General features: G+C 68.5%; 21 protein-coding genes. 8 read left to right on the top strand and 13 right to left on the bottom strand.

Going from position 1 to position 22,109, the window contains the following annotated elements; genetic code table 11:
• Positions 1–63 precede the first annotated feature (63 nt).
• On the top strand, positions 64–969 hold the full coding sequence (gene ypfJ, locus AB7I40_RS17260; RefSeq protein WP_428344372.1) for a KPN_02809 family neutral zinc metallopeptidase: 906 nt from the start codon (positions 64–66) through the stop codon (positions 967–969).
• Between the two features lie 2 nt (positions 970–971).
• Here ypfJ and AB7I40_RS17255 read toward each other — a convergent pair whose 3' ends face one another.
• The 12 genes from AB7I40_RS17255 to AB7I40_RS17200 form a co-directional block, all read right to left on the bottom strand.
• Complete coding sequence (locus tag AB7I40_RS17255; protein WP_428344371.1) at positions 972–1,871, bottom strand: phosphotransferase; 900 nt, start codon at positions 1,869–1,871, stop codon at positions 972–974.
• Positions 1,872–1,903: 32 nt separating this feature from the next.
• Entirely contained in the window at positions 1,904–3,475 is a 1,572-nt protein-coding gene (locus AB7I40_RS17250) for an ABC transporter permease (RefSeq protein ID WP_428344370.1), read from the bottom strand.
• The gene (locus AB7I40_RS17245) at positions 3,472–4,377 is read right to left on the bottom strand and encodes an ATP-binding cassette domain-containing protein (RefSeq protein ID WP_428344369.1); all 906 of its coding nucleotides are present in this window, start codon (positions 4,375–4,377) and stop codon (positions 3,472–3,474) included. Before AB7I40_RS17245 ends, AB7I40_RS17250 begins: the two co-directional genes overlap by 4 nt.
• A 9-nt stretch (positions 4,378–4,386) precedes the next feature.
• Positions 4,387–5,010: an acVLRF1 family peptidyl-tRNA hydrolase gene (locus AB7I40_RS17240; RefSeq protein ID WP_428344368.1), complete on the bottom strand. Its 624-nt coding sequence runs from the start codon at positions 5,008–5,010 to the stop codon at positions 4,387–4,389.
• A 166-nt stretch (positions 5,011–5,176) separates the two neighbouring features.
• The gene (locus AB7I40_RS17235; protein ID WP_428344367.1) at positions 5,177–5,539 is read right to left on the bottom strand and encodes a metal-sulfur cluster assembly factor; all 363 of its coding nucleotides are present in this window, start codon (positions 5,537–5,539) and stop codon (positions 5,177–5,179) included.
• Entirely contained in the window at positions 5,532–6,020 is a 489-nt protein-coding gene (gene sufU, locus AB7I40_RS17230; protein ID WP_428344366.1) for a Fe-S cluster assembly sulfur transfer protein SufU, read from the bottom strand. Before sufU ends, AB7I40_RS17235 begins: the two co-directional genes overlap by 8 nt.
• A gap of 5 nt (positions 6,021–6,025) precedes the next feature.
• The gene (locus tag AB7I40_RS17225) at positions 6,026–7,291 is read right to left on the bottom strand and encodes a cysteine desulfurase (RefSeq protein ID WP_428344365.1); all 1,266 of its coding nucleotides are present in this window, start codon (positions 7,289–7,291) and stop codon (positions 6,026–6,028) included.
• Entirely contained in the window at positions 7,288–8,052 is a 765-nt protein-coding gene (sufC, locus tag AB7I40_RS17220) for a Fe-S cluster assembly ATPase SufC (protein ID WP_428344364.1), read from the bottom strand. The genes AB7I40_RS17225 and sufC overlap by 4 nt, the downstream gene beginning before the upstream one ends.
• Before the next feature lie 50 nt (positions 8,053–8,102).
• Positions 8,103–8,438, bottom strand: a complete 336-nt coding sequence (locus tag AB7I40_RS17215; RefSeq protein ID WP_428344363.1) for a non-heme iron oxygenase ferredoxin subunit — start codon at positions 8,436–8,438, stop codon at positions 8,103–8,105.
• Positions 8,438–9,619: a Fe-S cluster assembly protein SufD gene (gene sufD, locus AB7I40_RS17210; RefSeq protein ID WP_428344362.1), complete on the bottom strand. Its 1,182-nt coding sequence runs from the start codon at positions 9,617–9,619 to the stop codon at positions 8,438–8,440. The genes AB7I40_RS17215 and sufD overlap by 1 nt, the downstream gene beginning before the upstream one ends.
• A gap of 52 nt (positions 9,620–9,671) precedes the next feature.
• Positions 9,672–11,102, bottom strand: coding sequence for a Fe-S cluster assembly protein SufB (sufB, locus tag AB7I40_RS17205; RefSeq protein ID WP_428344361.1), 1,431 nt, complete (start codon positions 11,100–11,102; stop codon positions 9,672–9,674).
• Positions 11,099–11,788, bottom strand: coding sequence for a helix-turn-helix transcriptional regulator (locus AB7I40_RS17200; protein WP_428344360.1), 690 nt, complete (start codon positions 11,786–11,788; stop codon positions 11,099–11,101). Before AB7I40_RS17200 ends, sufB begins: the two co-directional genes overlap by 4 nt.
• A gap of 123 nt (positions 11,789–11,911) precedes the next feature.
• On the opposite strand from AB7I40_RS17200, the gene AB7I40_RS17195 reads away from it, so the two are divergent.
• Genes AB7I40_RS17195 through AB7I40_RS17185 form a run of 3 tightly spaced genes read left to right on the top strand, consistent with a single transcriptional unit; the run spans position 11,912 to position 14,534 of the window.
• On the top strand, positions 11,912–12,850 hold the full coding sequence (locus AB7I40_RS17195; RefSeq protein WP_428344359.1) for an ABC transporter ATP-binding protein: 939 nt from the start codon (positions 11,912–11,914) through the stop codon (positions 12,848–12,850).
• Entirely contained in the window at positions 12,847–13,626 is a 780-nt protein-coding gene (locus AB7I40_RS17190; protein ID WP_428344358.1) for an ABC transporter permease, read from the top strand. Before AB7I40_RS17195 ends, AB7I40_RS17190 begins: the two co-directional genes overlap by 4 nt.
• A 2-nt stretch (positions 13,627–13,628) precedes the next feature.
• Positions 13,629–14,534, top strand: a complete 906-nt coding sequence (locus tag AB7I40_RS17185) for a COX15/CtaA family protein (protein ID WP_428344357.1) — start codon at positions 13,629–13,631, stop codon at positions 14,532–14,534.
• On the opposite strand, the gene AB7I40_RS17180 is transcribed toward AB7I40_RS17185, so the two are convergent.
• On the bottom strand, positions 14,480–15,460 hold the full coding sequence (locus AB7I40_RS17180; RefSeq protein WP_428344356.1) for a heme o synthase: 981 nt from the start codon (positions 15,458–15,460) through the stop codon (positions 14,480–14,482). The genes AB7I40_RS17185 and AB7I40_RS17180 overlap by 55 nt on opposite strands.
• A 219-nt stretch (positions 15,461–15,679) precedes the next feature.
• Here AB7I40_RS17180 and tkt point away from each other — a divergent pair, with 219 nt between their 5' ends.
• The 4 genes from tkt (at position 15,680) to zwf (ending at position 22,062) form a co-directional block, all read left to right on the top strand.
• Complete coding sequence (gene tkt / locus AB7I40_RS17175; RefSeq protein ID WP_428344660.1) at positions 15,680–17,707, top strand: transketolase; 2,028 nt, start codon at positions 15,680–15,682, stop codon at positions 17,705–17,707.
• A gap of 64 nt (positions 17,708–17,771) precedes the next feature.
• A complete protein-coding gene (gene tal, locus AB7I40_RS17170; RefSeq protein ID WP_428344355.1) occupies positions 17,772–18,878 on the top strand; it encodes a transaldolase in 1,107 nt (368 codons plus the stop codon).
• On the top strand, positions 18,875–20,524 hold the full coding sequence (locus AB7I40_RS17165; protein WP_428344354.1) for a glucose-6-phosphate isomerase: 1,650 nt from the start codon (positions 18,875–18,877) through the stop codon (positions 20,522–20,524). The genes tal and AB7I40_RS17165 overlap by 4 nt, the downstream gene beginning before the upstream one ends.
• On the top strand, positions 20,521–22,062 hold the full coding sequence (gene zwf / locus AB7I40_RS17160) for a glucose-6-phosphate dehydrogenase (RefSeq protein WP_428344353.1): 1,542 nt from the start codon (positions 20,521–20,523) through the stop codon (positions 22,060–22,062). Before AB7I40_RS17165 ends, zwf begins: the two co-directional genes overlap by 4 nt.
• Positions 22,063–22,109: the final 47 nt, after the last annotated feature.

Raw genomic sequence — 22,109 nt, 5'->3', positions numbered from 1 at the left:
GGCATCACGAAGGGACCGCTGACCATGCGCTTCAACCCGAAGGCAAGGATTGACACCAGTCGCGTGTCCGACGGTGGCGGGCGCTCCGGCGGCGGCGGAGGCCTCGGCGGTGGGCAGATCCAGATGCCCGGAGGCATGAAGGCCGGCGGTGGTGTAGCCGGCATCGTGATCATCCTGATCATCGTGGCCGTCAACTACCTGATGGGTGGCCAGTCGCCTGCGGCCGGCGGCTCGCTGGACAGCGGACAGATGGTCGCCGAGGGCGCTGACAGCGGGCGCTACGACAACTGCAGGACCGGCGAGGACGCCGCCACCGATCCCGACTGCGCCCGGGTGCTCGTCGAGAACTCGCTGCGCGACTACTGGGCTGCCACGCTCCCCGAGCAGGCCGGGATCGAGCTGGATCCGGCCACCATGGAGACGTTCACCGGGGCCATCAACACCGGCTGTGGACAGGCGACCTCGGCGGTCGGCCCGTTCTACTGCCCACCAGACCAGCGCATCTACCTCGACACGACCTTCTTCGCCGACGTGCTCCAGCAACAGCTCAACGGCCCGGCGGGAGACTTCGTGGAGCCCTACGTGATCGGCCACGAGTACGGCCACCACATCCAGAACCTGATGGGAACCATGAGCCGGGTCAAGACCCAGCAGGGACCACGCAGTGACGCCGTACGACTCGAACTGCAGGCCGACTGCTACGCGGGCATGTGGGTCAAGGCGGCGACGTCCACCCAGGACGCCACCGGTGAGCCACTGATCCTGGAGCTCACCGACCAGGACATCCGCGAAGCCATCGCAGCCGCGAGCGCGGTCGGCGACGACAAGATCCAGCAGCAGACCCAGGGGCAGGTCACCAAGGAGACCTGGACCCACGGCTCGGCGGCGTCACGGATGAAGTGGTTCCAGACCGGCTACCAGCAGGGCAGCCTGCAGGCCTGCGACACCTGGGCTGTCGACACTCCCTAGTGTCACAGCAGCGCCTCGATCTGGGGGAACTGACGCTGGAGGGACCGCAGGTACGGCGCCACGCTGGGGTGGCGGAACTTGCCCACCAGTGCACCTGGGCCTTCGGCCGCCCGGGCCAGCGCCCACTCGGCGCGTGACATCACCGTGTAGACCGCGCTGACCCGAGCCCCGAGCTCCACCTGCTCGCGCGTAGCGAGGCCCTCGGGCAGCGCGGCGACATAGGCCTCCAGGAGTGGATCGAAGTCCTCCCGGGCACTCAGGCAGTAGTAGCCCAGGTCGGCACCCACCGGGCCGGCGCCCAGGGTCGCCCAGTCGATGGCGATCACCGAGTCGGCGTCGTGGGACAGCAGGTTCTGGGGCGTGGGGTCGCCGTGCTGGGCCACCTGGGGAAGCTCGGCCAGGGCGGACAGGAAGTGGCCCCTGCGGGTCCAGAGGTGGTCGGCCACATCGGCAACGGTCGTTCGCGCCAAAGTGGGCCAACCCCCGCGGTGCTCGACGCGCCGGACCCGGTCGAGGAGCTGGTTGCGCGCCAACCAGGGGTGCTCGCCGAGGTCGGCGCCGGCGAACCTCCCGAGACAGCGCGCCACGAACAGCCCTCCCGGGGGTCGTTCGTCGAGGTGGGCGGAGAACACGGTGATCCCCTCGGCGTCCTCCGCGACCCTGGTCGCCGGCTCGGAGCGAAGGCCCGGCGTTGTCGCCACCACGCCACTGAGGGCCACCTCGGCGGCGCGCCGCCAGTAGGCGAAGTGCCGCGGGTCGGAGAACTCCCCCGGGTCGCCCGGCACGGGCGCAGCGAACCGCTTCACCACCTGGTCGCCGCTCAGCCACACTCCGGCCGTGGAAGCGCCGAGTCCCGCCGTCAGCAGCTGCCAACCAGGCTCCGGTTGCCACATGCTGGTCATCCTGACAGATTCAGGCGCCGCAACAGGTCAGATCAGGCCACGTCGCGACGTACGAACCCCTGGCGACCTGCGGTGCTCAGCACCGCCGCAACAGCCAGGAGCGCCAGGAACGGCGCCCAACGGAACTCCTCGGCGGGGACCAGCGCCAGATGCTCGAAGGGCGAGAGGTCCTGCAGCCACTGGGGCAGGCCGAACAGGTCGCCGAACAGCATCACCACGACGGCGAGCACCAGACCCAGCCAGGCGACGACGCTGGCGCGTGGGGCGAGGCCGTAGAGCAGCCGCGCCAGCGCGCTGAGCACCAGCACCGGAGCGACGTACCCCATCATGGCGCTGGGATAGCGCAGCAGCGCCCCACCGTCACCTGTGGCGAGCGCGAACCCCGCTCCGAGTCCGAGGCCCGCGGCCAGCGTGACGAGCACGACGCCGACCACCGTCGCCGACACGTGGGCTGCCCACCAACGCTGTCGGGGCAGCGCCGTGGCCAGCAGGGCCTCGACCCGCCCGGCCTCCTCCTCCGCTCGCGGCCGCTGGGCCGACGAGATGGCGTAACCCGACACGATGAGCGCGAGCATCAACAGGGCCGTGGCGTAGAAGCCGTCGATCAGGTCGCCCTTCGCCTGCACGAACAGGTCCTGGGAGGCCTGGGAATCGCCGACGAGGTCAGCCACGTCGGTGCCCATGGAGCCGTAGGCGAGCCCCACCAGAAAGAGCCCGATGGCCCAGCCGAGCACGGGGCCGCGGTGCTGCCGCCACACCAGGCCCCAACCGGTGCGCAGTCCCGGACCAGCGGCGGCAGGTCCGGGCCGGGCCGCGAACACGCCGTCGCCGAAGTCGCGCCTCTCGAAGATCGCGTACGCCGCCGCGGTGGTCAAGGCCGCGGCAGCCACCAGGAGGAAGGCTGGCCACCAGCGAAGACCGGAGAAGGCGTGCATGGCCTGGTACCAGCCGATCGGAGACAACCACGTCAGCGCCGGCGTCCCCAGATCCCCGATGGCACGCAAGACGTAGGCGACACCGAGGACGCTGCCCGCGATCCCGTACATCGCTCGGCTCGTGGAGGTGAGCTGAGCCGCCAGCAGTGCGGTGGCGGAGAAGACCCAACCGACCAACATCAGGCCGACCCCCAGGCCGAGCGAGTCCGCCACGGCGAGGGGGTAGGCCACCAGACTGACCGCCACCATGGTCCCCAGCAGCGCGTTGGCGATCATGGCGGTGAGCAGGGCCGCGATCATCGGAGCCTGCCGCCCGATGGCTGCGGCCCGCAGCAACTCGTCGCGGCCCGTCTCTTCCTCGACCCGAGTGTGGCGCGCCACCAGGAACATGCTCATCAGGCCGGCCACGATCGCGCCGAACGCAGTCGCCTGCCAGGTCACCTGACCACCGATCGTGTTGAGCGCGCGGGCCGGGCCGGCCATGGCGATGAAGGCGGCGTTGTTCTCCATGCTGGCAGCAGCCCGGTCGAACTCAGCCTGGGTGGCATAGAGCCCATCGACGCTGATCGCCTGGCTGACGTAGAGCAGCATCGTGCCGAGGCCCCACCACAGAAGCATCCACCGATCTCTGCGCAGGAACAGGCGCACGAGCTGGCCGACCCCGCTCACGTCTCCTCCGGCGCTTCCACCTCGTCGCCGTAGTGGCGCAGGAACAGCTCCTCCAGGGTCGGTGGCTGGCTGGTGAGGGAGCGCACGCCCGCGCGGGTGAGGACGGCGAGGGCGGCGTCCAGCTCGGTGCTGTCAATCTCGAAGCTGGCGCGGTTCTTCTCGATCACGAGGTCGTGCACCCCCGGGAGGTCCGCCAGCCCGACCGGGGGCGCCGCCAGCTCGGCCAGGATCGAGGTCCGGGTCAGGTGCCGCAAGTCACCCAAGGTGCCGGTCTCGACCCGACGGCCGGCCCGGATGATGCTGACGCGGTCGCAGAGTCTCTCCACCTCGGCCAGGATGTGGCTGGACAGCAGCACGGCGTGCCCCTGGGCCCGGAAGTCGTCCACACATGACTGGAAGACCGACTCCATGATGGGATCCAGGCCGGAGGTCGGTTCGTCGAGGACCAGCAGCTCCACGTCCGAGGCGAGGGCCGAGACGAGCGCCACCTTCTGACGGTTCCCTTTGGAGTAGCTGCGGCCTTTCTTCGTCGGATCCAGTTGGAACCGCTCGATCAGATCGCGGCGCCGGGCCGTGTCGAGACCGCCGCGCAACCGGCCGAGGAGGTCGATGACCTCACCACCGGTGAGGTTCGGCCACAGGTTCACGTCCCCGGGCACGTAGGCGAGTCGTCGGTGCAGCTGGGCAGCTTCGCGCCAGGGATCACCACCGAACAGCCGCACGTCGCCCGCGTCAGCGCGCAGCAGCCCGAGCAGCACCCGGATGGTCGTCGACTTCCCCGAGCCGTTGGGGCCCAGGAAGCCGTGCACCTCGCCCGGCTCGACACTCAGGTCGAGTCCGTCCAGCGCGCGAGTGTGGCCGAATGCCTTGACCAGTCCCCTGATCTCGATGGGGTGCGTCACACCGCCACACTAGGCGTTGTGGATCTCGATGCGTGCACACGCAGCATCGAGGGCAGCCTGGTCGAGCGTGGCACGACGGGGATCGGGCACGCTCAGGAACGGGGCACACACCTCAAGCCCGATGAGTCGCGGATCCGCGAGCACCTCCTCCACAGCAGCGTGGTCGCCGCCGGTGACCACCGGAAGGCGCCGGGGCACTCCCTCCACGGAACCGAGGATGCGGGCCGCGTGGCCGGCGGCGGCCTCGTAGGCCTGTCGTGCCTGGTTGTCGCGGCGACGCGCGAACCGTTGCTGGCTCTGCCCCCCGGCCTTGGTGCGGCCCTGAACGTGGCGCTGACCGACCTTGGACTCGACCACGTCCAGCCCCTTCAGCCGGGCGATGGCGAACCCGCCCTTGCGGACCAGGATCACGCCCCAGTGCTCAGGTGTCGTCACGGACGCGGCGAAGGCTGCTGCATCCGGCTGCCCGTCGTACTCCTGGCTGAAGGGGAGGTACGCCGAGAAGTGGGAACCGTCCGTGGCCTCGCCGACCAGTGCGCCGCGCTCGACCGTGAACCGGGTGGTGCCGTGGCGCTCGGTGAAGTTGGAGACCCATCGCTCGACCCGGACGGAGGGCACGAGCACAGAGGTCATGCTCGGACGCTACCGCTGCCCGGTCCGTCGGTTGTCAGGGGTTGCGCACGGTTGTCAGGGGTTGCATCGGCTGACAACCGCGAGTTTCCCCGGTCGACCGGGGATCCCGACAGACCGCGACCGGGGATCCCGACAGACTGCGACCGGCGATCCCGACAGACTGCAATCAGACGTTGAAGCCCAACGCGCGCAGCTGCTCGCGGCCATCGTCGGTGATCTTGTCGGGGCCCCACGGGGGCATCCAGACCCAGTTGATCGCTACGTCGTTGACGATGCCCTCGAGCGCCGCGTTGGTCTGGTCCATGATCACGTCGGTCAACGGGCAGGCCGCTGAGGTCAGCGTCATGTCGAGGACCACGTTGTGCCCCTCGTCGAGGTGTACGTCGTAGACCAGGCCCAGGTCCACCACGTTGATCCCGAGCTCGGGGTCGACGACGTCCTTCATCGCCTCGGTGACGTCGTCGACGGTGACGGTGGCGGTGCCGCCGCCGGTCAGATCGACGTCGGGAAGGTCAGTGTGATCAGGCATGGTTTTCCTCCATCTGGTCTCGAGCAGGCTGCTGGGCAGCCTCCTCGACCACCGAAAGGGTGGCGTCTTTCCACGCCATCCAGGACAACAGGGCGCACTTGACGCGTGCGGGGAACTTGGCGACACCGGCGAACGCGATGCCGTCCTCGAGAATGTCCTCGTCCGGCTCCACCGTTCCCTTGCCCTGCATCAGGGTGAGGAACTCCTGGTGGATGGCCATGGCCTCGTCGACCGGCTTGCCGATGACCAGGTCGGTGAGCACCGACGCGGACGCCTGGGAGATCGAGCAGCCCACGGAGTCGTAGGACACGTCCTGGACGACACCGGCATCGAGGTGCACGCGCAGGGTCACCTCGTCACCGCAGGTCGGGTTCACGTGGTGAACCTCGGCCTCGAACGGGTCGCGAAGCCCTTTGTGGTGCGGGTTCTTGTAGTGGTCCAGGATGATCTCCTGGTAGAGCGAGTCAAGATCAGGATTCATGTCACTCAACCCAACTTGAAGTAGGACCGGGTGTATTCCAGGCCATCGATGAGGGCGTCGATCTCGGCCGGCGTGGTGTAGAGGTACGACGAGGCCCTGGTCGAGCTCTGGACGCCGTACCGCTTGTGGGCGGGCTTGGCGCAGTGATGCCCCGCTCGTACGGCGACGCCACGGTTGTCGAGCACCTGCGCGATGTCATGCGGGTGCACCCCCTCCAGCTCGAAGGAGATCGCTCCCCCGCGCTCAGCGGCGTCCAGTGGTCCGAGCACGGTCAGACCGGGCACCGTGGCGAGACCGTCCAAGGCGTAGGCGGTGATGGCCTGCTCGTGGCGGTGGACGTTGTCCATGCCGATGTGGGTCAGGTAGTCGACGGCTGCGCCGAGTCCGATCGCCTCGACGATCGGCGGGGTGCCCGCCTCGAACTTGTGCGGGATCCCGGCGTACGTCGAGCGTTCCATGGCGACGGTCTCGATCATCTCGCCACCGCCCAGGAACGGAGGCAGCTGCTCGAGCACCTCGCGGCGACCCCAGAGGACGCCGATGCCGGTGGGTCCGACGACCTTGTGGCCGGTGAAGGCCACGAAGTCCGCCCCCGAGGCCACCACGTCGACGGGCAGCTGTGGGGCAGCCTGGGACGCGTCGAGGACCACGAGCGCTCCCACCTCGTGGGCACGGCGCGCGATCTCGGCGACGGGGTTGATGGTGCCCAGCATGTTGGACACCCAGGTCAGCGAGACGACCTTGGTCCGCTCGGTGATGAGGGAGTCGATGGCGGACAGGTCCAGGTGACCGTCGTCGGTCAGCCCGAACCAACGCAGCGTGGCGCCCTTGCGCTCGGTCAGGAGCTGCCAGGGCACGATGTTGGAGTGGTGCTCCATCTCGGTGATGACGACTTCGTCCCCGGCACCGATCTCCAGCGGACCGCGCGCCCAGGCCAGCGTGTTGGCGACCAGGTTGAGCGCCTCGGAGGCGTTCTTGGTGAAGATGATCTCGTCGCGTGAGGGCGCGTGGATGAACGACGCGACCTTGTCGCGCGCCTCCTCGAACGCCTCGGAGGACTCCGCACCGAGTTGGTGCATGGCGCGAGCCACGTTGGCGTTGTGCCGCTCGAGATGGTCGACCATCGTGTCGATGACGACCTGCGGCTTCTGCGAGGTGTTCGCGGAATCGAGGTAGACCAACGGCTGCCCACCCGCGAGCACGCGCGTCAGGATCGGGAAGTCCTTGCGGATGACTTCCAGTTCGGGGAGCAGACCGTCGAGGGTGCTCATGCGCCTGCGGCCGCCTTGAGGTACTTGTCGTAACCCTCTGCCTCGAGCTGCTCAGCCAGCTCGGGGCCGCCCTGCTCAGCGATCCGGCCGTTGACGAAGACGTGCACGTAGTCGGGCGTGATGTAGCGCAGGATGCGCGTGTAGTGGGTGATCAGCAGCACGCCCTTGCCCTCCTGGTCGCGGAACCGGTTCACGCCGTCGGAGACCACCTTGAGGGCGTCGATGTCCAGCCCGGAGTCGGTCTCGTCGAGGATCGCCACCTTGGGGTTGAGCAGCTCGAGCTGGGCGATCTCATGACGCTTCTTCTCGCCACCGGAGAAGCCCTCGTTGACCGACCGCTGCCCGAAGGTGGGGTCGAGATTGAGGTCCTCGAGGGCCTTGTTGACGTCCTTGACCCACGTGCGCAGCTTCGGCGCCTCGCCGTCGATCGCGGTCTTCGCGGTGCGCAGGAAGTTGGAGACCGACACGCCGGGGACCTCGACCGGGTACTGCATCGCCAGGAACAGCCCGGCACGCGCCCGCTCGTCGACCGTCATCGCGAGGACGTCGGCGCCGTCGAGCGTGACCGACCCACTGGTGATCGTGTACTTCGGGTGACCGGCGATGGAGTAGGCCAAGGTGGACTTGCCCGATCCGTTGGGACCCATGATGGCGTGGGTCTCGCCGTCCTTGATGGTCAGCGTGACGCCCTTGAGGATCTCCTTGGGGCCGTCCTCGGTCGTGACCGAGACGTGCAGGTCCTTGATGTCCAGCGTGCTCATCTGTGTCTCTCTCTACTCACTGTCGGTCAGCCTCGACCGACGAACGAAAATCAGGAAGGTTCGACGCCGTTCAGCGTCTCGGTGATGTCGACGTACACGTCGTCGCCGCGCACCTCGATCGGGAAGGTGGAGACCGGCTCGGTGGCCGGGAGCCCGGTGGGCTTGCCGGTGCGCAGGTCGAAGCGCGAGCCGTGCAGCCAGCACTCGATCTGGCACTCGGCCACCTCGCCCTCGGACAGGGCGACCTCGGCGTGGGAGCAGAGGTCCTGGATGGCGAAGACTTCGTCGCCGTCACGGGCGATGGCCACCTCGAGGTCGCCCGCGGTGACCGCGAGCGCCTGGTCGGCGGGCACCTCACCCAGCGAGCAGACCCGGACGAAGCCCATCAGAACGCCTTCAGGGCGTTCTTGGCGAGCTCGGTCTCGACGGTGGCGATCAGCTTCTCCTGGATCTGCGGCACGTCGATCTGGCGGATGAGGTCGTTGAAGAAGCCGTGCACGACCAGTCGACGGGCCTCCGACTCCTCGATGCCGCGCGAGCGGAGATAGAACAGCTGCTCGTCGTCGAAGCGGCCGGTCGCCGACGCGTGTCCGGCTCCCTCGATCTCACCCGTCTCGATCTCCAGGTTGGGCACGGAGTCGGCCTGGCACCCGTCGGTGAGGACCAGGTTGCGGTTCTCCTCGTAGGTCTCGATGCCTTCGGCGACCTTGCGGATCAAGACGTTGCCGATCCAGACCGTGTGGGCACCCTTGCCCTGCAGCGCGCCCTTGTAGACCACATGGCTCTTGGTCTTCGGAGCGGTGTGGTCCACGAACAGCCGGTGCTCGATGTGCTGGCCCTCGTCGGCGAAGTAGAGACCGAGCATCTCCACCGAGCCACCCGGCCCGGCGTACTCCGCGGTGCTGTCGTGCCGCACCAGGTCGCCGCCGAAGCTGACGTCGACGTGCTTGAAGGTCGCGTCGCGACCGACCTTCGCGTGGCGGTGCCCGACATGGACCGCGTCGTCGGCCCAGTCGTCGATCGAGACGACGGTCAGCTGGGCGCCGTCGCCGACCACGATCTCGGCGATGTCGCTCAGAGTTGCCGAGCCCTCGAAGAGGAAGACCACGGTCGCCTTGCTGTGTCGTTCGGCGGTGACGACGACGTGCGAGGCCGCCGCCCCCTCGATGCCGCTGCCGGTGACCGTGACGATGACCGGTGCGTCGAGCACGGTCTCGGCCGGGATCGTGACGGCGTAGGTGCTGGTGGCGGCGTCCCACGTGCGGGCCGCGATCCGGTCGGTAGGGACGTAGCCACTGGACCCGCGCAACGGGCTGTCGGCCGGGATCTGCTCCACCCGGGCGCCCGTGGGGGCGTCCGCCGAGGTGCTCACCGACCCGGCCGTCAGGTCCGCGTCGGTGTGCAGTCCTCGGAGCCGCTTGAGCGGGGTGAACCGCCAGATCTCTTCCCGACCTGTCGGGACCGGGTGGTCAGCCAGGTCGAAGGAACCCTCCGGGTGGAGGTGGCTCAGCACCGTCCCGGGCTCGACGGTCTCGATCGCCTCGGCGACAGCCGGGGTTTCAGTCACAGTCACTGCATTCGCTTTCTGATGAACGGGTGGGACGGGGGCCGGCGAGAGGTCAGCCGACGGCCCCTTCCATCTGGAGCTCGATGAGCCGGTTGAGCTCGAGGGCGTACTCCATGGGCAGCTCCTTGGCGATCGGCTCGATGAAGCCACGCACGATCATCGCCATGGCCTCGTCCTGCTCCATGCCGCGGCTCATGAGGTAGAAGAGCTGGTCGTCGGAGACCTTCGAGACGCTGGCCTCGTGGCCCATCGACACGTCGTCCTCACGGATGTCGACGTAGGGGTAGGTGTCGGACCGGCTGATCTGGTCGACCAGCAGGGCGTCACACAGCACGTTGGACTTGGAGCCGTGGGCGCCCTCGTTGATCTGGATGAGGCCGCGGTACGACGTCCGCCCACCGCCGCGGGCCACCGACTTCGAGAGGATGCTCGAGGAGGTGTTGGGGGCGGCGTGCACCATCTTGGCGCCGGCGTCCTGGTGCTGGCCCTCGCCGGCGAAGGCGATGGACAGGGTCTCGCCCTTGGCGTGCTCACCCATCAGGTAGACCGCCGGGTACTTCATCGTGACCTTGGACCCGATGTTGCCGTCGACCCACTCCATGGTGGCTCCGGCCTCGCAGACCGCGCGCTTGGTCACCAGGTTGTAGACGTTGTTCGACCAGTTCTGGATGGTCGTGTAGCGGCAGCGGCCGCCCTTCTTCACGATGATCTCCACAACCGCGGAGTGCAGGGAGTCCGAGCTGTAGATCGGCGCGGTGCAGCCCTCGACGTAGTGCACGTAGGCGTCCTCGTCGACGATGATCAGCGTGCGCTCGAACTGGCCCATGTTCTCGGTGTTGATCCGGAAGTAGGCCTGCAGGGGGATGTCGACGTGGACACCCTTGGGCACGTAGATGAAGGACCCACCCGACCAGACGCTGGTGTTGAGCGCGGCGAACTTGTTGTCACCGACCGGGATGATCGTGCCGAAGTACTCCCGGAAGAGGTCTTCGTGCTCGCGCAAAGCGGTGTCGGTGTCGACGAAGATGACGCCCTGCTCCTCGAGGTCCTCACGGATCGAGTGGTAGACCACCTCGGACTCGTACTGGGCGGCGACGCCGGAGACCAGGCGCTGCTTCTCCGCCTCCGGGATGCCGAGCTTGTCGTAGGTGTTCTTGATGTCCTCGGGGAGGTCGTCCCACGTGGCGGCCTGCTTCTCGGTGGAGCGCACGAAGTACTTGATGTTGTCGAAGTCGATGCCACCGAGGTCCGAGCCCCACTTGGGCATGGGCTTGCGGTGGAAGAGGTTGAGGCCCTTGAGCCGCAGGTCGAGCATCCACTGCGGTTCGCTCTTCTTCGAGGAGATGTCGCGAACGACGACCTCGTTGAGGCCGCGGGTGGCGTCAGCGCCCGAGGTGTCGTTGTCGGACCAGCCGTATTCGTAGCGGCCGATGCCCTTCAGCTCCGGGTTGAGTTCCTCGATGGTCGGCTGGGTGCTCGTCATGCTGACTCGCCATCCTTCTTCTCGGGTGTGTTCGGAATGCAGGTGGTGCAGACCCCGTCGCCATGGGCGATGGTGGCCAGCCGCTGGACGTGTCGTCCCAGGAGCTTGCCGATCGCTTCGGTCTCGGCCTCGCACAACTGCGGGAACTCCGCAGCCACGTGCGAGACGGGGCAGTGCTGCTGGCAGAGCTGGTCGCCGATGGGCAGGGCCTTGACCGAGGCGGAGTAGCCGCCCACGGTCAACACCTTGGCCAGCACCTCGGCGGGGCTGAGGTCGGGGTTGAGATCGGCCACGGTCCTGAAGTCACGCTCGATGAAGGCCACTCGGCGCCGTGCGAACTCCATCACCGCGTCGTCACCCTGTGTCTCGCTGAGGAAGCGCAGGGCGAGCACGGCCAGGTCGTCGTACTGCTGGTCGAGCTCGTCACGACCCGCGTCGGTCAACCGGAACACCTTGGCCGGACGACCGCGGCCACGCGATCCGTAGACCCGCTGGTCCTCCGCTGCCAGGCTGCCGATCTCGACGAGGTGCTCGAGGTGGCGGCGGACGGCGGCCGGGGTCAGGTCGAGTCGCTGGGCGAGGTCGGCGGCGGTCAGGGGGCCGTTCTCGAGGATGCTGCGGATCACCCGGGCTCGCGTCGGGGCATCCCCTTCGGGGGTCACCACGGGCGTCCGGCTGAATTCCACAACAACAGTGTGACGTTAATGCTGTTGCCGTTTCAAGTAAGGCTCCCCTAACCCCCTCCCGGTTGGAAGGTGTGTCCTGGCCCTGCGCCCAACGGCGTGGGGTGGCGTTCCTACACTGGGGCCGTGCCTTCCCCCGCTCCCGCCGTCGAGATCGACGGCCTGGTGATGAGGTACGGCGCCAAGCTGGCCGTCGACCGCCTGAGACTCACCGTGGCCAGGCACGAGATCACCGCCGTCCTCGGGCCCAACGGGGCTGGGAAGACCACCACACTGGAGACCTGTGAGGGCTACCGCGCTCCCCAGTCGGGCACGGTCCGGGTGCTGGGACTGGACCCGATCCGCGACCGGTCCCAGCTGCTCCCCCGCATCGGGGTGATGCTGCAGTCGGGCGGTGCCTGGTCCGGCGTGCGGGCGGTCGAGATGCTCACCCACATCGCCCGGATGCACGCGAACCCCCTACCGGTCGACCTGCTGGTCGATCGTCTCGGACTGGGCGAGTGTGGCCGCACGCCCTACCGCCGCCTGAGTGGTGGGCAGCAGCAACGGCTCGGCCTGGCCATGGCCGTGGTCGGCCGCCCCGAACTGGTGTTCGTGGACGAACCCACCGCCGGCATGGACCCAGCCGCGCGGCGTACCACCTGGGAGCTCCTGCAGGAACTCAAGGCGGACGGGGTGAGCATCGTCCTCACCACGCACTACATGGACGAGGCCGAACGTCTCGCCGACCATGTCTTCGTCATCGACCACGGCAGCGTGATCGCCCAGGGCAGCCCGTTCGAGCTGACCCGCGCCCGCGGCCACGCGACCATCCGTTTGGTGGTCACCGAGCCGTTCCCACCACACGCACCCGCATCACTGCGCACCAGCCTCGGCTCGGACACCGAGGTCACCGAGATCAACGAGCACTCCCTGCTCATCTCCGGCCCGGCCGACCACCAGACCCTTGCGAAGGTCAGCGCCTGGTGCGACGAGCAAGGAGTGCTGCCCGAGTCCCTGTCCCTGGGCCAGCGCACCCTCGAGGACGTCTTCCTGCAGCTGACCGGCCGGGAACTGGTGCCATGAGCACGGCACCGAACGGCACCTTCACCCCCGCGCCCGGCGCGGCACCCTTCGCCAGCCAGGTCCGCGCGCAGGCCGCCATGGAGACCCGGCTGCTGCTCCGCAACGGCGAGCAGCTCCTCATCGCGGTGGCGATCCCGGTCATCGTGCTGATCGGCGGTGTGCTGGCCAGTCGCCACCTCGACCTCAAGCTGACCAGTCGCGCCGTCGACGTACTGACTCCCGGGGTCCTGGCGCTGGCAGTGATGTCCACCGCGTTCACCTCGCTGGCGATCGCGACCGGCTTCGAGCGGCGCTACGGGCTGCTCAAGCGGCTGGGTTCCTCGCCCCTACCCCGTTCGGGTCTGCTCGCCGGGAAGGTCGGTGCCCTCCTGGTGGTCGAGGTCCTGCAGGGGATCGTCATCTCAGTGGTCGGGTTCAGCCTCGGCTGGCGTCCGGATCCCGTCGGGTTCCTGGTCATCGTGCCGGTGGCACTGCTGGGCACCGCGGCCTTCGCGTCCCTCGGTCTGCTCCTGGCCGGCACCCTGCGGGCCGAGGCGACCCTCGCCGCAGCCAACCTGGTCTACCTGTTGCTCATGGCCGGGGGTGCGGTCGTCCTGCCGCGGTCGTCGTACGGCGGCTTCGGCGCCGTCCAGGCCATCCTGCCCTCGGGGGCGCTCGGGGATGCAACCCGGGCAGCGTTCCTGACCGGTCAGGTCGACATGCGGGCACTGCTCGTCCTTCTGGTGTGGGCCATGGTCGGTGCTGCCCTCGCCACCCGGTTCTTCAGATGGGAGTGAGCATGACTGCGACGACGGGGCCCTGGCTGTCCCGACTGGCGCTCGCCAACCTGGTGGCCAACATCGGGATCGTGCTGACCGGCGGAGCGGTCCGCCTCACCGGCTCCGGGCTGGGTTGTCCTACCTGGCCGAACTGCACCGAGGAGTCTCTGGTCCCCCACCAGGCTTTGGGCGTCAACGGCGCCATCGAGTTCGGCAACCGGATGCTGACCTTCGTGCTGACTGCGATCGCGATCGCCTGCTTCGTCCTCGCCGTGCGCTCGGGTCGCCGCAGGGTGACCCGACTGTCGTTCGCGGTGATGCTGGGGATCCCGGCTCAGGCGATCATCGGCGGCATCACCGTGCTCACCGACCTGAACCCGTGGATCGTGGCCTTCCATCTGCTGGTGTCGATGGCCATGATCGGGCTCTGCGTCTGGCTGGTCCAGGAGGTGAGAGGCGCCGAGGTCGACCCCGTGACGCCCCTCGCCCGACGGCTGTCCTGGCTCGTCTTCGCCTCCGGGTGGCTGGTGCTCTACCTCGGCACCGTGGTGACGGGCAGTGGTCCGCACTCCGGCGACCAGGAGTCGCGGCGTACCGGCCTGGACGCCCAGGTGATGTCACACGTGCACGCCTCGGCGGTCTACCTGCTCCTGGCCCTCACGGTGGGCCTGCTGGCTGTGGCGGTCAGGAGCGGACATCGCGGCCTGCAGCAGGCCACAGCGGCCCTGCTGCTGGTGGAGGTCGCCCAGGGGTTCGTGGGCTTCCTGCAGTACTTCCTCGGTGTGCCCGGAGGCCTCGTCGAGGTGCACCTGCTCGGAGCGGCCCTGACCAGCGCCGCGCTGACTCTCGTCGTGCTGCGCAGTGCTCCGGCTCAGCGGGTGAGCAACGGGTCGAGCGCCACAGCCACGAAGAGCAGGCTGAGGTAGAGGTTCGAGGAGTGGAACAGCCGCATCGGGTTGATGACCGAGAGCTCCTCGGTGCCTTTGGCCCGAGCGTGCATGCGATGTGCCTCGAGGAGGAAGAACGCTCCGAGCAGGCCGGCGGCAACGGGGTAGAACCATCCGGTGGAGGCCACGGGCCAGAGCAGCAGTGACGTCGCCACCATCACCCAGCTGTAGAGCACGATCTGGCGGCCGACCTCGCGAGCCGGAGCCACCACCGGCAGCATCGGGACCGAGACGTTGGCGTAGTCCTCGCGGTAGCGCAGGGCCAGGGCCCAGGTGTGGGGCGGTGTCCAGAAGAACACCACGGCGAACAGGATGACCGGCACCCACGACAGCGCATCGGTGACCGCGGTCCAGCCGATCAGGGCCGGGAAGCAGCCCGCCAGACCTCCCCAGACGATGTTCTGGGTGGTGCGGCGCTTGAGCACCATCGTGTAGACGAGCACGTAGAACGCGTTGGCCGCGACCGCCAGGGCCGCCGACAGCCAGTTGACCCAGAAGCCCAGCACCAGCGTCGACAACACCCCGAGCACGAGGCCGAACACGAGTGCGGCGCGGGTGGTGACGATGTGACGCGGCAGCGCCCGACGACGGGTACGGCGCATCTGCTCGTCGATGTCGCGGTCGTAGACGCAGTTGAGGGTCGAGGCCGATCCCGCCGACAGGGTGCCGCCGAGCACGGTCGCGGCGACCAGGCCCAGCGGCGGGATGCCGCGCTGGGCGAAGAACATCACCGGGACGGTCGTCAGCAGCAGCAGTTCGATCACGCGTGGCTTGGTGAGGCCGACGTACGCCGCGAGCACGTCCTTCCAGGACGCTGCGTGCGTCGAGGAGTCCGACGCCTCAGCGCCGGAGTCGCCGGAGTCGCCTGCCTGGGAGGCAGAGGCCGAGTGGCCGACGTACGTCACGACAGATATTTCCTCGCAGATCGGGCATGAATCAGGAGATGAAACCGGGGTCGAGTGTATGCCCACCCATGAGTAGGCTCATCGTTGAGTCCCGACGAGCCAGAAGTGGGTACTACCCCACCGAAGCACAACCCGAGAGGAACCTGCGTGAGCACGCTCAACAACCTGGAGTGGACGGACGCCGACAAGGCAGCCGTGGACACCACGCGGGCCCTGGCCATGGATGCCGTGCAGAAGGTCGGCAATGGCCACCCCGGCACGGCCATGAGCCTGGCACCAGCCGCCTACCTGCTCTTCCAGAAGGTCATGCGGCACAACCCCGCGGACCCGCACTGGCCCGGGCGTGACCGCTTCGTCCTGTCCTGCGGGCACTCCAGCCTGACCCTCTACATCCAGCTCTACCTGGGCGGTTGGGGACTCGAGCTCGACGATCTCAAGGCGCTGCGCACGTGGGGCTCCAAGACGCCCGGGCACCCGGAGTACGGGCACACCGCGGGCGTCGAGACCACCACGGGGCCGCTCGGCCAGGGGGTCGGCAACGCCGTGGGGATGGCCATGGCCGCGCGCCGTGAGCGGGGCATGCTGGACCCGAACGCCGCGCCGGGTGCCTCACCGTTCGACCACCACATCTACGCGATCTGCAGTGACGGGGACCTCGAGGAGGGCGTCAGTGCCGAGGCCTCGTCGATCGCCGGCACCCAGCAGCTGGGCAACCTGACGCTGATCTACGACGACAACAAGATCTCGATCGAGGACGACACGAACATCGCCTTCACCGAGGACGTGGCGGCGCGCTACGAGGCCTACGGATGGCACGTGCAGACCGTGGACTGGACCAACGGCGGCACGACCTACTCCGAGGACGTCCCCGCGCTGTACGCCGCGATCCAGGCCGCTGAGGCCGTCACCGACAAGCCCAGCTTCATCGTGCTGCGCACGGTCATCGCGTGGCCTGCTCCCACGCTTCAGGGCACGGGCAAGGCCCACGGGTCCGCACTGGGCAACGACGAGGTCGCGGCCACCAAGAAGATCCTGGGCTTCGACCCGGAGCGCACCTTCGACGTGGCGCCCGAGGTCATCGCGCACACCCGAGACCTGGTGGCCCGCGGCAAGGCCGCGCAGGCCGCGTGGGACGCGGACTTCGCCCACTGGACCACGAAGCCGTCGGCCGACACGGCCCTGTTCGAGCGCATGCAGACCCGCACCCTGCCCCACGGCTGGGCCGACGACCTGCCCAGCTTCCCGGCCGACCCCAAGGGCGTCGCAACCCGCAAGGCCTCGGGCGCTGTGATCAACGCCATCGCCGGGGCCCTGCCCGAGCTCTGGGGTGGTTCAGCCGACCTCGCGGAGTCCAACAACACCACCATCGAGGGAGCGCCCTCGTTCCTGCCCAAGGAACGCTCCACGAAGATGTGGACCGGCGACCCGGCTGCCGGCAGGGTCCTCCACTTCGGCATCCGCGAGCACGGCATGGGCGCGATCATGAACGGCATCGCCGTCCACGGCGGCACCCGCGTCTTCGGCGGCACGTTCCTGACGTTCTCCGACTACATGCGCGGCTCGGTGCGACTGGCCGCCATCATGGGGCTCCCGGTCACCTACGTCTGGACCCACGACTCGATCGGGCTCGGCGAGGACGGCCCGACGCACCAGCCGATCGAGCACTTCGCCGCACTGCGGGCCATCCCCGGCCTCGATGTCGTGCGGCCCGCCGACGGCAACGAGACGGCCGCAGCCTGGAAGGCGATCCTGGAGAGGACCGACCGACCGGCCGGACTGCTCCTGACCCGTCAGAACGTCCCGACCTGGCCACGGGGCGAGGACGGCTTCAGCGACACCTCCAACGTCCACCGCGGTGGCTACGTGCTGCTCGACGTCGACGGGGGCGCGCCTGACGTGGTCCTGATCGGCACCGGCTCCGAGGTTCAGCTCGCCGTCGAGGCCCGGGGCCTCCTCGCCGAGCAGGGGATCCGTGCCCGGGTCGTCTCCATGCCCTGCCGGGAGTGGTACGACGAGCAGGAGGAGTCCTACCGCGACACCGTCATCCCGCCGACCGTCAAGGCCCGCGTGTCAGTCGAGGCTGGCATCGCCATGGGTTGGCGCGAGGTCGTCGGTGACGCCGGGCGCATCGTCTCGATCGAGCACTACGGTGCGAGCGCCGACTTCGCCCGCATCTTCACCGAGTTCGGGGTGACTGCCGAGGCCGTGGCCAACGCCGCCCAGGACAGCATCTCGGCCGCCGGATGAGTGGTCGCAGCGCAGCTCGACCACCGAGCAGAACATTCGACTACACGAACACTGGAGGCAGCACATGTCTGACCGTCTGAAGAACCTGTCGGATGCAGGAGTGTCGATCTGGCTCGACGACCTGTCCCGTGAGCGCATCGAGTCCGGCAACCTCGCCGAGCTCATCAAGCAGTCCTCCGTCGTGGGGGTCACCACCAACCCGACCATCTTCGCCGCGGCCATCGCCAACGGTGAGCGCTACGACGCGCAGACCCGCGAGCTCGCAGCGAAGGACACCCCCGTGGACCGGGTCATCTTCGAGTTGACCACCGAGGACGTCCGCAACGCCTGCGACGTGTTCGCGCCGGTCTACCAGGCCGATCCCCATGACGGCAGGGTGTCGATCGAGGTGGCGCCGACGCTGGCGCGCGACACCGACGCCACCATCGCCGCGGCCCGGGACCTGTGGGGTTCGGTGCATCGTGACAACGCCCTGATCAAGATCCCGGCCACCGTCGAGGGCCTGCCTGCGATCACCGATGCGATCGCCAGCGGGATCAGTGTCAACGTCACCCTGATCTTCGGGATCGACCGGTACCGAGCCGTCATGGATGCCTACCTCACCGGTCTGGAGCGGGCCCTGGCCCAAGGCGGACAGGTCGCGAACGTCCACTCGGTGGCGTCGTTCTTCGTCTCCCGGGTCGACACCGAGATCGACAAGCGCCTGGATGCGATCGGCACCGACGAGGCGCTCGCGCTCAAGGGCAAGGCGGCGGTGGCCAACGCGCGCCTGGCGTACGGCGCCTTCGAGGAGGTGTTCGGCAGCGAGCGGTTCGAGACCCTCAAGGCCGCCGGCGCCAATGTGCAGCGCCCGCTGTGGGCCTCCACCGGTGTCAAGGACCCGGCGTACTCCGACACGATGTATGTCGCCGACCTCGTCGTCGACGGCTGCGTCAACACGATGCCCGAGAAGACCATGCAGGCCTTTGCCGACCATGGCGAGATCACCGGTGACACGGTCAGCGGTCGGGTCGCGGAGGCGGAGGCCCTGTTCGCACAGCTGGCGGAGGTCGGCATCGACTTCGACGACGTCCTGGTGGTCCTCGAGGACGAGGGCGTGGACAAGTTCGTGAAGTCGTGGGAGGAGCTCGTCGAGACCGTGGAGGGTCAGCTCGAGGCGGTCGGCAAGTGACCGACTGGAGCACCGTCAAGGGTGCCGCGGACCAGGGTGACTACGAGCTCTACTTCGGCTATCGCGACGAGCACTCGTTCGTGCGCGAGATCGAGCAGCTCGTCGGCGAGCGCGTGGCCAGTCGGCTCGCTGCTCAGGACCGGACCCTGTGGGGCCCCGAGGCCGAGGAGGAGGCCGGCAAACGCCTGTCGTGGGTCGGTCTCGCCGACTCGTCCCGACCGCTGGTCGACGAGATCGCAGAGCTGCGCAGCCAGCAGCACGAGTACGGCCTCACCAGGGTCGTGCTCTGCGGCATGGGCGGCTCGTCGCTCGCACCCGAGGTGATCTGTGAGGCGGCCGGTGTCGACCTCACCGTGCTGGACTCCTCGGATCCCGATTTCGTGCGCACCGCCCTCGAGACCGACCTGGACAGCTCGGTCGTCGTGGTCTCCAGCAAGTCCGGCGGCACGGTCGAGACCGACAGCCAACGCCGGGCTTTCGAGCGCGCCTTCACCGAGGCGGGGATCGACCCACGCGAGCGGATCATCGTGGTCACCGACCCGGGCTCGCCGCTCGACCAGTCGGCCACCGAGGCCGGCTACCGCGTCTTCCGTGCCGACCCGGATGTCGGCGGTCGCTACTCGGCGCTCACCGCGTTCGGCCTGGTGCCCAGCGGGCTGGCCGGAGTCGACCTCGGCAGGCTGCTCGACGAGGCAGCGTCGATCAGCGACACCCTGGCCACCGATGACGTGGACAACCCGGGGCTCCGCCTGGGCGCACTCCTGGGCGCGGCGAATCTCGCCGCCGTCGACAAGCTCGTCCTGGCCGACAACGGATCGCCCTACCCCGGCTTCGGCGACTGGGCCGAGCAGCTGATCGCAGAGTCCACCGGCAAGGACGGCAAAGGCATCCTGCCGGTCGTCGTCGAGGGGCTCGATGCCCCCAACTACGCGCCGAGCTCCGCCGACGAGGTGCTGGCCACCTTCGGCCCGGTCTTCGACTTCGACACCGTGCCCACCTCCGGATGGGGCGTGTTCGTCAACGCCCCCCTGGGTGCCCAGATCCTGCTGTGGGAGTACGCCACGGCCATCGCCGGCCGGATCCTCGGCATCAACCCGTTCGACCAGCCTGACGTGGAGAGCGCCAAGGCCGCGGCCCGCAGCATGCTCGACGGCGGCGGGGACTCTCCGGAGCCGGCGTTCGCCGACGGTGTCATCGACGTCTACGCCTCGGGTGACTGGCTGCCCGACGGCACCGGCACCGTGGCAGACGCCGTCGCCGCACTGCTCAAGGGACTCGACCCCAACCACGGCTACGTCTCGGTCCAGGCCTACCTCGACCGGCACCGCGACGCAGCGCTGGCCGAGGTACGCCGCAGCCTGGCCGACATCACCGGGCGGCCGGTGACCTTCGGCTGGGGACCGCGCTTCCTGCACTCCACGGGGCAGTACCACAAGGGCGGACCTGCTACAGGCGTCTATCTCCAGATCACCGGCACCCCGCTGGCCGACCTGGAGATCCCGGACCGGCCGTTCACCTTCCAGACCTTCATCACCGCGCAGGCGGTCGGGGATGGGAAGGTGCTCGCCGACCACGGGCGACCGGTGCTCCGGCTGCACGTCAACGACCTGGGCGCGCTGTCGATCATCCGGGAGGCACTGGCGTGACGTCCGCGGGCGGGTCGACGTACACCAATCCACTGCGGGATCCGCAGGATCGTCGGCTCCCCCGCATCGCGGGTCCCTGCGGCCTGGTGCTGTTCGGGGTGACCGGCGACCTGTCCCGCAAGAAGGTGATGCCGGCCATCTACGACCTCGCGAACCGGGGCCTGCTGCCGCCGGGGTTCTCGCTGGTCGGCTACGCCCGACGCGACTGGGCCGACGAGGACTTCGCCCAGATCGTCCACGACTCGGTCAAGCAGTATGCCCGCACCGAGTTCCGCGAAGAGGTCTGGAAACAGCTGGCCGAGGGATTCCGCTTCGTGCCGGGCGACTTCGCCGATGATGCTGCCTTCGACCAGCTCAAGCGGACCCTGACCGAGCTCGACGACGTGCGTGGCACGGCCGGCAATCATGCGTTCTACCTGTCGATCCCGCCGAAGTTCTTCGCCGACGTGATCGGCCAGCTCAAGGAACACGGCATGGCAGAGCAGTCGGACACGTCGTGGCGCCGGGTCGTGGTGGAGAAGCCCTTCGGCCATGATCTCGCCTCGGCCCAAGAGCTCAATCGCGTGGTCTCGGAGGTCTTCCCCGCTGAGTCGGTGTTCCGCATCGACCACTACCTCGGCAAGGAGACGGTGCAGAACATCCTGGCGCTGCGCTTCGCCAACAACATGTTCGAGCCCATCTGGAACTCCAACTACGTCGACCACGTCCAGATCACCATGGCCGAGGACATCGGCATCGGGGGGCGCGCCGGCTACTACGACGGGATCGGCGCCGCTCGCGACGTCATCCAGAACCACCTGCTGCAGTTGATGGCCCTCATCGCCATGGAGGAGCCCTCGGCGTTCGATGCGACCTCACTGCGGATGGAGAAGCAGAAGATCCTCTCGGCAGTGACCCTTCCTGCCTCGCTCGATCACTCCACCGCCCGCGGGCAGTACGACGAGGGCTGGAGCGGTGGTGAGCTCGTCAAGGGCTACACCGACGAGGACGACATCGCCGCGACCTCCACCACCGAGACCTATGCGGCCATCAAGCTCGGCATCGGCACCCGGCGGTGGGCCGAGGTCCCGTTCTACCTGCGGGTGGGCAAGCGACTCGGTCGGCGCGTGACCGAGGTCGCTGTGGTCTTCAAGCGTGCGCCACACCTGCCGTTCTCGGTCAACGCCACCGAGGATCTCGGGCAGAACGCGCTGGTGATCCGGATCCAGCCCGACGAGGGCATCACCACCCGGTTCGGCGCCAAGGTGCCCGGGACCGCGATGGAGATCCGCGACGTCAACATGGACTTCGCCTACGGCGGCACCTTCACCGAGTCGTCTCCCGAGGCCTACGAGCGACTCATCCTCGACGTGCTGCTCGGCGATCCTCCGCTGTTCCCCCAACAGCGCGAGGTCGAGCTGTCCTGGAACATCCTCGACCCGATCATGAAGCACTGGGCGAAGGGTGGGAGGCCGGAGAAGTACCCGTCCGGCACCTGGGGGCCGGCCTCCGCCGACAAGATGCTGGCTCGAGACGGAAGGAAGTGGCGTCGACCATGACCTCACCCCAGTGCACGCGCACCGCTCGCGCTGCGGCAGGGCCCCCG

Source organism: Nocardioides sp., from assembly GCF_050246775.1.
Taxonomy (GTDB): Bacteria; Actinomycetota; Actinomycetes; order Propionibacteriales; family Nocardioidaceae; genus Nocardioides.
This window is presented reverse-complemented; position numbering and strand designations above follow the sequence as displayed.